Below are 12,632 nucleotides of genomic sequence, written 5' to 3' on the forward strand. Positions count from 1 at the left end.
TGCGGAATCAGCAACCTTACCAAGATTACCTGCACCATTTCTAATTTGATTTTTAGCAGCACTTGTAGCCGAACTCGGCACATTCCGAATCCGCTCTGCACTCTCACGCAATGCCTGTCTTCCCATCGCGTCTACGTGAGACAAGCCTTGTTTTGCCGTCTGCCGCAGTGTCAGCTTACTACCAACTTGCGTGGCATCCAACGCCAATCCTCCAGCCTTCGTCGCCGTACTAAACGCTCGGATTCCCTTCACGCCCGGAATGATGTCCAACAACGCAAACGCCCCTCGTGTCGCGCGTTCGGTGCCGTCCATTTCGCGTCCTGTCATCCAGTCTTTTCCGGTCGCCGCACTGCTCAATTCCAGTGTACCATACGCAATGCCGAGTGCCAATCCTGCGGGTGGACACACAATGCTCACGCCAATGATGACGATGGCCGCGCCAATATCTCGCCACAATTCAAGATTCTGCTGGCCATCTCGAATCGAATCATATTCAAACGCGCGCTAATTCCAAGCTCTTCCACGCGATCGACACCGTACATTTCTAAAAATGTCATCGATTCCGGAATCGAATTTTTCAGATTCTGCAAGTGATTCAGCGGCGCCAACGCACGACTCACACTCTCTTTATCAAAATCCGCCGGGAAATGATCCAGCGTAAAGGCACGATTCACAAGCTCGCCTTGCTCCAACAGCACATTCCCGTTCTTCGCGTCCCGAATATCAATAACCGTTTTCACATGCTCCGGCAGACTCTGCATCACGTCCTGCACGAACACAAGCGAAACCCCGTACTCACTCAATAAATCTCAAAAAAAGGGCTAGAGAAACCCCTAACACTTTAGTTATTCAATATTCATCCTCATTCTAAGATTCGGTTTAGTTAAGACCTTATAAATTTTGTTCGAAAATGTGTTACCCTTCCAGTATTATTTCTCTGAAAACAAAAGCGGAGTTATGAAATTTATTCATAATAGCTAGTCATGAATTTTATCTAAAAATGCTGTGAACGTTGGTGCTACATCTGTTAGATTTTCTCTTGACAATTCCTCAACCTGCGTCATATCTAAGCCTTCTTCTGTCATCAACATCTCTTTTGCTCCAGCATTCTCATGATTCCAATAAACCACAGTTGGATTGTTTTGATTGTTTCTATAATCAAAACAAATCAGATTCCCTGCTGGATCAAAAGCAAACGGAATAACATCTGCTGGTAAAGTGGCTTTATAATCATTAAAAACATCTAAAATAAACTCATCACTCTCATTGTCAAAAGAAAGCAGTGTACCAAAGACCTTCTCAACACCCGTCTCTAATTCAAATAATTCTGGTTCTAGGCTTGCTCCATTATTTATTTGGACACACTCCACATAATCACTTGGAAACTTAACTCCTAAATTTTTTTGAACTGTGAGAACATCTTCCAAACTTACCGCCTCATCCGCAAACTGCCACTCTATTTTACTCATCTTACTCCGCCTCCCCAAAGTGTATTACCACCTAAATGATTTACTGAATGTGCTTGTGAATTTACTAATTGCATCTTCCCTGGTACCTGGTGATGGTGCCAAGTTAAGCCGCTAATTCTTGCTTTACCAGCCTCTATCTGAGCCAGCTGTTTTGCCGTAAACATATCCTTAGGAATATCCCCACGTTTAATTGCTGCCTGTAATACTTCTGTACATTTTTTAAATTGACTTGAATCTGATGCTACAAACTTATCTTCGCCTAATTTGAAAGTAAATTTCATATCATCTCCCTTAAATATAGGGAATCCTAACACGTCATAATCTATACCTTTCATGTGTGTTCCACCTGCTAACCCCTTATTTAAAATATTATTATTTGGTGAAGCCTTTAAATAATCATCTACATGACCAACTACCGTTTTAAAATCATCGATACTATCGTAACCAAAATCTTTAATTGTTGTATCATCAACAACCTTCAAAAAGTCATCAAGGCTATCGTATCCTTTAGGCACAACCCATCTTTCTTTTAAAGCACCTACTTCATCAAATCCGCTTGCAATAGTATCCTTTAATCTAACTGTTGGAAAATCCTTTCCCGCTTTTTGAGCCAGCCCCTCTACAAGTTCACCACTAATTTTACTCCTTACTAAGCTCTCAGCCCTATGTGCATTTTCAGCGGTATTATGGACCAGATGAGTCCCGCCCGCAGTATCCTTCATAAGTGCAATTCTTCGCGGACTGAGATTTATCGCAGCTGTCGCAACCTCATCTGCGAGCTTACTTGCTTGAATTGCACCTTTTCCAATCTGTGTCTTCACTGCATTTGCTGCTGAACTCGCCACATCACTTATAACTCTCGGCACATTCCGAATCCGCTCGGCACTCTCACGCAATGCCTGTCTTCCCATCGCGTCCACATGAGATAATCCTTGTTTCGCCGTTTGTCGCAACGTCAACTTACTACCAACTTGCGCAGCGTCCAACGCCACTCCACCAGCCTTCGTCGCCGTACTAAGCGCTCGGATTCCCTTTACGCCCGGAATGATATCCAACAACGCAAATGCACCACGTGTCGCGCGCTCCGTCCCATCCATTTCGCGTCCCGTCATCCAGTCTTTTCCCGTCGCCGCGCTGCTCAATTCTAGTGTACCATACGCAACGCCGAGTGCCAATCCTGCGGGTGGACACACAATGCTGACGCCGATAATCACAATCGCTGCTCCAATATCTCGCCATAATTCGAGATTCTGCTGGCCATCTCGAATCGAATCATACTCAAACGCGCGCGAACTCGATACCGCCGATTGGTACTCCTCGTACGTAAATTCTTGGTCGGGATTTTGCTTACTATAGTCCGCAAACGATGCCTTCAAGTTATCCGCAAAAAAGTTATCCCCTGCCATGATGTCACTCAACTTAATCTTGTCTTTTGGTACGGTTGTCGTTTGTCGTAGTCAACAAAAAAAGATACTATCTAAGAGTTTGAACTCAAAAATAGTATCCACAAAATTAGTATCTGGATTTATATCAATATCAGTAAAAGCAATTCCTAATACTTCTATCCTATATCCCTAACAATTTTAATATCTCAGGGTTATTATACTTTTTAGCCATATCTAAAGCTGTTATATTTCTTACAAATTCATTAGTATATGATATATTTATATCAATATCATGATTTAACAATAATTTCACAGCTTCGGTATTATTTTGTACTATCGCTTTAAATAGTGGGTTAGTAGACATTAAAGCTACATTGATAAAAATTCCTTTAGATAATAAAATTTCTACAACCTCATTTTCATTGTTATCAATAGCAGAATTCAGCTCAGACCCACTAAACTTATTAATATTTATACCCGCTTCAACCAAATATTTTGCTACACTAGTTTTTTTAGCAATAATTGCTGTATTTAACAATGACCCCTCTTCTGTAATGACATTTATATCTCCTCTATTCCTACCGAAAGAAGCAAATAAACCTTCAATATCATCATTTCTTACGAGTGAAGTTAATTGGCTAGAAGCCTCTACAACGCCTCTTTCTTCCCCCCACAGTGTTTCTTTTTTGTATCTATCAAAATACTCTTCATATATCTTAGTTCCTGGTTTTGGTCCGTTGATTACAGCATCTATGAAACATTGTGGTGGAGTATAAATTCCATTTACTATATAATAGAATAGCAAATCTGGAGCTGCGTATCTTTCTCCATTTTTATCTATTACTCTAATTTCCGCAAAACCTAAATTAAGTTTTTCATCACTATATTCGACCGCTTCAATTAACATAGCGTCTCTAGTCTTATTTACTGGTCTTTTTATATAATCCCATAAATTGCGTATCAAATCTTTATCAACATTAGTATTTTTTCCAACATGCTCATCAGAAATACACCAACCAATATTTCTTGCATTTTCGTAATGTTGATGGGAATAATAACTCAAATCTTTAAATATAACCATTCTCTTTACCCCTTCCTTCATATTAGCCCCATAGCTTTTAGTATATCTACAGATCTTTCGCTATAGCACCATGCACAAACGGTCATTCCAGGACCCGTAACTATTTTTTGTAGCTGTTCTGGGGATAATAAATTTACATCTAACACATTAACATTGGGTGTATCACCCCAAGCCTTTATATCCGCATCAAAAAACTCTCTTTCAGGTATCAAAGTCCCATCAGCAGTTCCATGAGAACCCGACAAAACAGTGACCTCTCCATCAGCATTATTTACTATATCAGAAAAATGATGCTGCCTAATCTTATCCGTCGAGACGAAAATTTTTCCACCATCTGCTTTGTCAACAGAATAGAGTGTTGGTGCTGAAACACCTCTTTCTATACCTTCATCTGCACCTTTGAAAAAGTCTGACATATAGGACACATCTTGTCCGTAACTACCAAATCCTTCTCGAGCAACTTCAGATACTTTAGTTGTACTCCTAGCTATCTTTTCAGAAGTTACAGCCGCATCATCAACAATGCCAAACCCATCCGCAACCAAGCGCTCTCCACCAAAGTTCAAACTCGGCATATTATTATCCCCGAAATTCGCCGTCATTTTTTTAACGGTTGTCAAGCCTTCCTGCGCGGTATTCTTCACGGTACTCGCCACATAACTTATAACTCTCGGCACATTCCGAATCCGCTCGGCACTCTCACGCAATGCCTGTCTTCCCATCGCGTCCACATGAGATAATCCTTGTTTCGCCGTTTGTCGCAACGTCAACTTACTGCCAACTTGCGCGGCATCCAAAGCCAATCCACCTGCTTTCGTCGCTTGGCTAAACGCACGTATTCCCTTCACGCCCGGAATGATATCCAACAACGCAAACGCCCCACGTGTCGCGCGCTCCGTCCCATCCATTTCGCGTCCCGTCATCCAGTCTTTTCCCGTCGCCGCGCTGCTCAATTCTAGTGTACCATACGCAACGCCGAGTGCCAAACCTGCGGGTGGACACACAATACTCACGCCAATGATGACGATGGCCGCGCCAATATCTCGCCATAATTCGAGATTCTGCTGGCCATCTCGAATCGAATCATACTCAAACGCGCGCGAACTCGATACCGCCGATTGGTACTCCTCGTACGTAAATTCTTGGTCTGGATTTTGCTTACTATAGTCCGCAAACGATGCCTTCAAGTTATCTGCAAAAAAGTTATCCCCTGCCGTGATGTCGCTTAGCTTAATCTTGTCTTTTGGCACGGTTGTCGTTGTTGCGCCATAACCGCCATAATCATATCCGCCTGTCGTAATTATCGTTGTCGCGCCAATCGTGTTCTTCGTCTCATAATTATCAATCGACAAAGCTTCCATCTTCTCGACGAACTTATCAATGTCCTTATAAAACGGCTCGTCAATCACGCGTTCCACCATATTTCCGGCATCCCCTGCGTAATCATGAAGTACTTCTATTTTCTCGAACAAGGTTTGATACTTGCTCTCCATATCTGTAAAAGAAAACGAAATCACGCCATCTGGGTCATCTTTTCGAATATCGTTTTGAATATCTTCAAAATTACTGTTTACTTTTTTCAACTGATCGATGACACCTTTTCCCCATGCACCAAGTCCAATGACTGTTCCCAAAGCTTCTTTGGACTTGTCCCATTCACTGTCTTTATATTTCACATCCACATATCTTGCCCCCCCCATGTTAGTATCTTCCACACTCAGTATAACAAACGTAGGCAAAATAAAAAAGCCTACAACTTTAATCGTAATATGACTCGTTTAAAAAGTCATATTCCCTTCCCAATAATTAATAAGACTTAGAACAGTAGAATTTGATCATCACAAGAAAGTTGCCCACCTATCCTTAGACTCATCCCACACACTGAGAACCCCCGAAGGTAAAAGTACAAAGACAGCAGCTGGTAACCACGTGTTGATTATTCCATGAGAAAGCTATCAACTCCTAGTGTACGCCGTTGAAAAAGCTAAATCCATTGCTAAGGATCATGATACAGTCCTCCACCAAGATGATTTTATATTCAGAAATCCGACATCAAATAAACCGCTATTCTCAACGAATAGCGGTTCATCCAACATCATATAAAATCACTTAAATCATGTTCTATTTCTTCACTTAATAAATCGTTCTACAGCATCCAGCCGCGGCGCGCGTATATCGTATTTCCGAGCCTCCGCAATCACTTCACTTACAGCATAACCAACTTTGTAATGATTGTGGGCCACGAGTGCATAACTCACACTTTTAGGCGAAAACACGAGCTTACTCAGAAAAAAGCCCACAAGTTTTGATGGCAACACTTTTAAAATCTGACTTAACACATCCAACTTCGACCCCTTCGCCTTCAAAATCGGAACAATTTCCTTCATGTTGCTTCCAATTCCAGCTAGTGATGCTGACGAAGAGACTGCCTCTTTAAAACTCCCACTTTTCAACACCTCCACTTCCATTGCCGTGTTGAATGCGAAATGATTCCAGAGCCAACTTTGAAAATCCTTCGAAGTCTTAATTTTGAACCCAGCACCAGCAAAAAGAGCCTGAACCTCCAAATCCCTTTTGCTAAAGTCCGATTCAAACGTTCCCAAGTTCACAGCTTTGTAAAGCCCACCATAAACCTTACTACCTTCAAATCCACCACCAGCATTCGGAAAACCGTACACAATTTGATTTGGCGGAATTGGCTGAAGCGCCACTTGAGGATCTGTCCAGAAATTACAGAAAAACAGCACAGTTGCCTTTCCAACTCGCGGAGCAAGATACTTTGCCGCAATTGCTACTTGCTCTGGATTAACACTCAAAAAAATAAGATCATAGTCATGATTTTCCGCTATCTCTTCATGCATGACAATCGGCCATTTCTCTTTCACCAGCCTATCTTTTTTACTCCTCCTCGCATCCCAAATTTCCAAATCCACATACGAACCATATTCCGCTTTCCTACCCTCACGAACATAAAATTCTACAGTATGCCCCGCTTGCTCCAACGCCCATGCATACTGTGTTCCAATAGCACCGCGTCCAAAAATAAGTATTTTCATAGCAATTCTCCTCCTATTACATTGACTATACGACAACGTGTTGTATAATGAATTATACGGCGTCACGCCAGCCACATCAACCCACAATTTCTTCAAATCTGTTGGACGATGAAAGGAGATTAAGATGAAAAAACAACCTGAAATAACGAAAAAAACCAGACAAGCATTAATCAATGTTTTCTGCGAACTTTACAGTCAAAAACCAGTAGAAAAGATTACCGTACAAGAAATTGCCAATAAGTCCGGATATAATCGCAGTACCTTCTATCAATATTTTACTGACGTCTACGATTTACTTAGCTTCATCGAAAATGATATTTTGGACTATATCCGCGAAAAAGTAAAAAACACGGAGCAAGCAGACGCAAAGTCAAAGGACATCCTCCTACTTTTTGAAGAAAAAGAATTGTATCTAACTGCCTTATTGGGTGATTACGGGAACATTCACTTTACCGATAAGCTAAAGAACGAATTTTTTTCTGACGGACTGGATCACTGTGTTCCAAAAGACAGTGCGATGACACCTTATTTATTAGAATTCAACATCTCGACTGCGTTTTCTCTGATTCGTCTTTGGCAGCGTCGTCAAAAAGATTTACCACCCGACCAATTATTTCATTTGATCGATACACTCGTTAATTCGGGAACGTCCTCTGTTAAATAACCAACGAAAACCCACCGATTCACGACTGATTCGGTGGGTTTTCGCTATTATTTTTCCGCGCACGGACATACCTATTAATATAAAAATTAATCATAAAAACTGCCATGAAAATAAGGATGCGATACATATCAGGAAAGCCATAATCCGGAATAAAAATCAAAACTCCAATGATCCCCGCAATCATACATCCCAAAATATTCATCCAAATTTTTCTATTCATAACTTCGCTCTTCGTCCTTAATCCGCTCCTCATAAGGAACCAACTCCAAATCTATCCCCTTTTTCGCTTTAAGTTTCGTGAATGCATCCAAATCAAGCGGACCATAAGGCTTCTCCCACTCCAAATCAAAAATCCAATACTGCGGATTCTGATGCTTCAAACGACGTTCCCCAACTTCCTCCGATTTAGCGATCAAATACGCCTCATCCCAATCCACTTCTACCATATTCCCAATCATTTCTTCCGTATCATCCACGACAACCTTAAACACATTATCCATCGCCCCATCAGGATACCTCCGCACAAAGTCATGCTCCATCGTGTTAATCGCCACGATTTGATACTTATCATTCACAGCAATTTCATAATCACCAGCCCCTGAACAGCCCGCCAGCGCCAATATACTCAAACTTCCAACTAATTTCTTTATCATCTGAATTCACTCTTTTCTGCCATTTCCCTATGTAAAACTATCCCATTCCACTTTATCATAAAAAAACAGCGAAGACCAAAAACTGATCTCCGCCATCCTTACTGATTCGCTGACTTTCTAGTCGTTTCATATACAACAAATAATTCAATCACGAGAAATGTCTTTTCAACATCCCTTTTTGAATTTCTAACAATTTCTTATATCCACTATCTTTATATATCCATGCATCATTTCTATAATTCCAATTATCCGCGTATTGTTTGATGATAACATAGGCTTTCTTGCCCGCGAATTCACTCACAAGATAGCCAGTCAAAGCAAATGCCGCAACTGCGTATCCTAATCCTGGAACCAATCCCAGCCCAATCATAACAACATTGGCAGAAACTCTATTTACTTTATTAATAGTGGCTGTGACTTTTCTCGTTGTTACCAATTTCATTCCATAGCTCGCTTTTAGTAATGGCTTTGTATCATTTACATACTCGACTGGCCCAATTTCAGTAGTAGCAACTTCCTCACCATCAATAATTGTAGTTACAATTTCAGTACCGTTCTCTTCCACAATATTATATTCTACACTTGCTGTTTCACCATCTTCATAGATTATTTCTGCACCTGTATGCTCTTTGTCTAAAACAATCCTCGTTTCTTCACCAGTCTCCTTATCAGAAACTATGAATTTATTTTTATTTTCTTGTACTAATTTAGTCTCATCATCGGAATGCAAGACCTCTTCATTGTTTTCCGTCGCTTTGGATTCTATAGGCTGCAATACCATCCCTGCACACATTATCGTCACTATCAGTATACCCATTTTTTCAAATTCATTGTGTCTCTCTCCCTCTCCTTAAGTAAAATCTCATGAACAATCCAAACATAATCGTTATAACCACGCCTGCGCCAAACACACTTTCAGATATCCATCCAAAAATATAAGATAGAATCACCAATAGCGCTAATAAGATATACAACACTATAATAATAACTTTCATATGCCACATTCCTCCTTACCTTGAAGTAACTTAACTATATCACGTAAGCGTTTTCTTATCCATTTTTATGTATTATTAAATAACTTATATACTTTATTCATCAAAATCTATTTAATAAATCGTGCTTAAATAGTTGATATAAATAGATTCATATATAAAACAACTATCATATTCACATTTTAAATATACATACAAAACAAAAACAGCGAAGACCAAAAACTGATCTCCGCCGCTCTCCTTATCCTCTTTTCCACTGCAACCAACTATACGAATCCATGATTTGCAAGAACCGGACTAACCTCGACAAACTCATCCCATCCTCGTTTCCAAACGTCCGCGAAAACCGCTCCTCCATCTCTGGAATCGATGTCTCCCCGTCCATTTGCGAAAGAATAAAATACCCATGTTCATCAAGCTTAATACGTCGTTCTGTCGGCTGCTTCAAAAGTTTCGTCGCCACGCGCTCGAGCCAAGCCGAACGCGGCACAATCAAATACTTCTCCTGCTCCGCCACTTCCAAAACTAGATTCTCCTTCAAAACTGGAATTTCCTCCAACATATTGCGCCGTTCTTTTTTTCGCATAGAATAAATCCCTCCTTATGTCCAAACATTTATCACTCTGAAACTATGCTGTACCTACAAACCAAAGCGGAGCGACAAATGATTAGATGCTAGGCAAAGGCGAGTACCAGCGCGGAATGTACGACTTGTACACGAGCACTGGAACGGAGCCTTTAACGACGCAGCTGAGCGTTTGTCGTTACGCTTTCTTCTTTTTTGGTACTGTAGAGAAGTATAGTAGCGTACACACAATCAAGAACACCAAGAATGGTAACCATTGATTCGAAAGCAAGTACTCGGTCGGAATAATATTCGGGTTAATCGAAATCACAAACGCGATTATAACGCCAAGCAACGATTCCCCTGCGATTAAACCAGACGCAAACAATGTCCCACGCTCGATTCGCTCTGCTTTTTCCTTATCCTTTTTCATCTTGATTACTTGGTTTACGATCAAACGTACAAATCCACCGAACATAACCGTCGCACTGATGTTTAGCGGCAAGTATAGACCTACTGCGAAAACAAGCGAGTTCATGCCTAGGAATTCAATCACAACGGCAATCGAAACCCCGATAAAGATGAGCGTCCACGGCAGATTACCATTCAAAATACCTTCTGCGAGAATTTTCATCAACGCTGCTTTTGGAGCTGGCAAAGCCTCAGAACCCATGCCATATGCGTTATCTAGCAACGTCAAAATATAACCCATGACAAGACCACTGGCGATAACACCGATCATCATCGCAACTTGCTGTTTCCAAGGCGTCCCACCAACGAGATACCCCGTTTTCAAATCTTGTGAAATATCACCCGCAACCGCAAGTGCCGTACAAACAATCGCGGCAACCGTCAAAGTCAACACAATGCCTTCTGTACCGCTGTAACCAAACGATTTATAAGCAATCGCCACAATTAAAAGCGTCGCAATCGTCATCCCCGAAACCGGTGACGAAGAACTGCCGACAATGCCAACAATCCGTGATGCCACTGTAACGAATAAGAATCCGAAAATCGCAATCGCCAAGGCGCCAATAATCCCCACATTCGTGAACGGATCAAACGCGATAATCACGATTAGCACAGTAATCCCAATCAAGACCCATTTCATCGGAATATCTTTATCCGTACGCTCAATTTCAAGCATTTTCTGACCTTTATTTTTATTCAGACTAACCATCGTACTGCGAAGTGTCTGAACAATCGCTGGCATCGTTTTTGCAAGTGTAATCAGACCACCCGCAGCAACCGCGCCCGCGCCGATATAACGAATATAGTTATCCCAAATCATACTCGCATCTAAATTCTTCAATGCCTCTGTCGCTGGGAAAATCACATCCGAACTCCCAGCACCGAAAAACGCAATCGATGGAATCAAAACGAGCGATGCCATAAAACCACCGGCCACCATCTGACCCGCAATTTTCGGTCCGATAATGAAACCAACACCGAGCAAGGCCGGATAAATTTGCGTCCCGATAAAGGCATTCTGGAAATTATATATCCCCGTCTGCACATCACTTCGGAACACTTTGAAACCATCTGTAAGAACTTTTACAAGCGCACCAACTCCGAAACCAAATACGACGAGTTTCGCTTGTGCACCGCCACCTTTTTCACCCGTTTTCAGAACTTCCGCACAGGCCGTTCCTTCTGGATAAGGCAACGTTTCATGTTCGTTAACAATCAACATTCTACGCAGCGGCACCATCATGAACACGCCCAGGAATCCCCCGGTTAGCACGATAAATACCAGCATAATTTGGTTGATATCGACGCCCAACATGAACAACGCAGGAATGGTAAACACCGCACCAGCACCGAGCGCTTCCCCCGCCGTCGTCATCGTTTGTACAATATTATTTTCTAAAATAGAATCCCGTCTAAAAATACCACGCAAAATCCCCATCGAAATAACTGCCGCTGGAATCGACGCTGATACCGTCAAACCTACTTTAAGCCCTAAGTAGGCATTTGCCGCACCGAACAAAATTGAAAGAATAATACCAAGAACAATGGCTGTAACTGTCAATTCCGGCAGTGATTTGGAAGCAGGTATGTAAGGCTGAAATTTCTTGCTACCCATTTTATCACTCATTTTGTAACTACTCCTTTTATGTTTTGTGTAATCTCTGTTCCTTTAAAGCAAAGATTCAGTTTCTATTTTAACGCTACTTCATTATTTTCGCAAAGGAAATCTGGACAAAAGAACAAAAATAGACAATCACTGCTTGAGTAATGACGCATCGTTATGTTATACTTAGGGTAATAAAAAGAGAGCCGTGGTGGTACACGACTCCCTAGTATAGAATAACGTAAGCCGCTTCAAAGACGGTGACTTTCGTTTACATGTTGTAAAAACCATCTAATCTCCGGTCAGGGTATAATCAGATGGTTTTTTATTTGTCGTTTTTCATTGCTTGCACCATTACGATAACGAGCTTGAGGAAGGATAGAATAAACATTCCAAACCCAAGTGCCATCATAATCGATTCTGCAACTGACATCAGACATTTCCTTTCTCCAGATTTGATAGCCTATATACATAAGCATCACTCCCTTCAATTGGAAGGCCACCATCCTTTACACACCTTACTCTACACGACTATTATACCATCTGGATGCCTACACGGTCATTTGGAAAGCGCGACTATTGGCGCAATAACATTTAAAGCGTTTTGTGAATATTTAACATGTAACTATACAAATACACTTTTAAGGGCGGACTAGGGACAAAGATAAGTTGAATTATATATGAAGGTATGTG

12 protein-coding genes and 2 pseudogenes are annotated in these 12,632 nt (G+C 41.3%); 1 reads left to right on the forward strand and 13 read right to left on the reverse strand.

Annotated elements, in window-relative coordinates:
• The 7 genes and pseudogenes from HCJ66_RS10205 to HCJ66_RS10235 form a co-directional block, all read right to left on the reverse strand.
• Positions 1-456: pseudogene (locus HCJ66_RS10205) on the reverse strand (pre-toxin TG domain-containing protein); the annotation flags it as partial.
• Positions 457-497: 41 nt separating this feature from the next.
• A pseudogene (locus HCJ66_RS10210) lies at positions 498-800 on the reverse strand (hypothetical protein); the annotation flags it as partial.
• Positions 801-977: 177 nt separating this feature from the next.
• Positions 978-1,469: an SMI1/KNR4 family protein gene (locus HCJ66_RS10215; RefSeq protein ID WP_187133032.1), complete on the reverse strand. Its 492-nt coding sequence runs from the start codon at positions 1,467-1,469 to the stop codon at positions 978-980.
• Positions 1,466-2,887, reverse strand: coding sequence for an HNH endonuclease (locus HCJ66_RS16160; RefSeq protein ID WP_246438632.1), 1,422 nt, complete (start codon positions 2,885-2,887; stop codon positions 1,466-1,468). Before HCJ66_RS16160 ends, HCJ66_RS10215 begins: the two co-directional genes overlap by 4 nt.
• Positions 2,888-3,035: 148 nt before the next feature.
• The gene (locus HCJ66_RS10225) at positions 3,036-3,935 is read right to left on the reverse strand and encodes an ankyrin repeat domain-containing protein (RefSeq protein ID WP_187133033.1); all 900 of its coding nucleotides are present in this window, start codon (positions 3,933-3,935) and stop codon (positions 3,036-3,038) included.
• Between the two features lie 17 nt (positions 3,936-3,952).
• Positions 3,953-5,617 (reverse strand): hypothetical protein, encoded by a 1,665-nt coding sequence (locus tag HCJ66_RS16435; RefSeq protein ID WP_187133034.1) that lies wholly within the window; start codon positions 5,615-5,617, stop codon positions 3,953-3,955.
• Between the two features lie 447 nt (positions 5,618-6,064).
• On the reverse strand, positions 6,065-6,991 hold the full coding sequence (locus tag HCJ66_RS10235) for a ketopantoate reductase family protein (protein WP_187133035.1): 927 nt from the start codon (positions 6,989-6,991) through the stop codon (positions 6,065-6,067).
• A gap of 124 nt (positions 6,992-7,115) precedes the next feature.
• On the opposite strand from HCJ66_RS10235, the gene HCJ66_RS10240 reads away from it, so the two are divergent.
• A complete protein-coding gene (locus HCJ66_RS10240; protein ID WP_187133036.1) occupies positions 7,116-7,655 on the forward strand; it encodes a TetR/AcrR family transcriptional regulator in 540 nt (179 codons plus the stop codon).
• A 19-nt stretch (positions 7,656-7,674) separates the two neighbouring features.
• Here HCJ66_RS10240 and HCJ66_RS10245 read toward each other — a convergent pair whose 3' ends face one another.
• From HCJ66_RS10245 to HCJ66_RS10270, 6 genes are all read right to left on the reverse strand, one after another.
• Complete coding sequence (locus tag HCJ66_RS10245) at positions 7,675-7,875, reverse strand: hypothetical protein (RefSeq protein WP_187133037.1); 201 nt, start codon at positions 7,873-7,875, stop codon at positions 7,675-7,677.
• Positions 7,868-8,308 carry a hypothetical protein gene (locus tag HCJ66_RS10250; protein ID WP_187133038.1) on the reverse strand — a complete coding sequence of 147 codons (441 nt, stop codon included), beginning with the start codon at positions 8,306-8,308 and terminating at the stop codon, positions 7,868-7,870. Before HCJ66_RS10250 ends, HCJ66_RS10245 begins: the two co-directional genes overlap by 8 nt.
• A gap of 148 nt (positions 8,309-8,456) precedes the next feature.
• Positions 8,457-9,110, reverse strand: coding sequence for a hypothetical protein (locus HCJ66_RS10255; RefSeq protein ID WP_187133039.1), 654 nt, complete (start codon positions 9,108-9,110; stop codon positions 8,457-8,459).
• A 431-nt stretch (positions 9,111-9,541) separates the two neighbouring features.
• Positions 9,542-9,886, reverse strand: coding sequence for a PqqD family protein (locus HCJ66_RS10260; RefSeq protein ID WP_181677252.1), 345 nt, complete (start codon positions 9,884-9,886; stop codon positions 9,542-9,544).
• Between the two features lie 178 nt (positions 9,887-10,064).
• Entirely contained in the window at positions 10,065-11,963 is a 1,899-nt protein-coding gene (locus HCJ66_RS10265; RefSeq protein WP_187133040.1) for an OPT family oligopeptide transporter, read from the reverse strand.
• A gap of 301 nt (positions 11,964-12,264) precedes the next feature.
• The gene (locus tag HCJ66_RS10270; RefSeq protein ID WP_077912427.1) at positions 12,265-12,372 is read right to left on the reverse strand and encodes a putative holin-like toxin; all 108 of its coding nucleotides are present in this window, start codon (positions 12,370-12,372) and stop codon (positions 12,265-12,267) included.
• Between the last annotated feature and the right edge of the window lie 260 nt (positions 12,373-12,632).

The sequence above is a fragment of the Paenilisteria portnoyi genome, assembly GCF_014322795.1.
GTDB classification, from domain to species: Bacteria; Bacillota; Bacilli; order Lactobacillales; family Listeriaceae; genus Listeria_A; species Listeria_A portnoyi.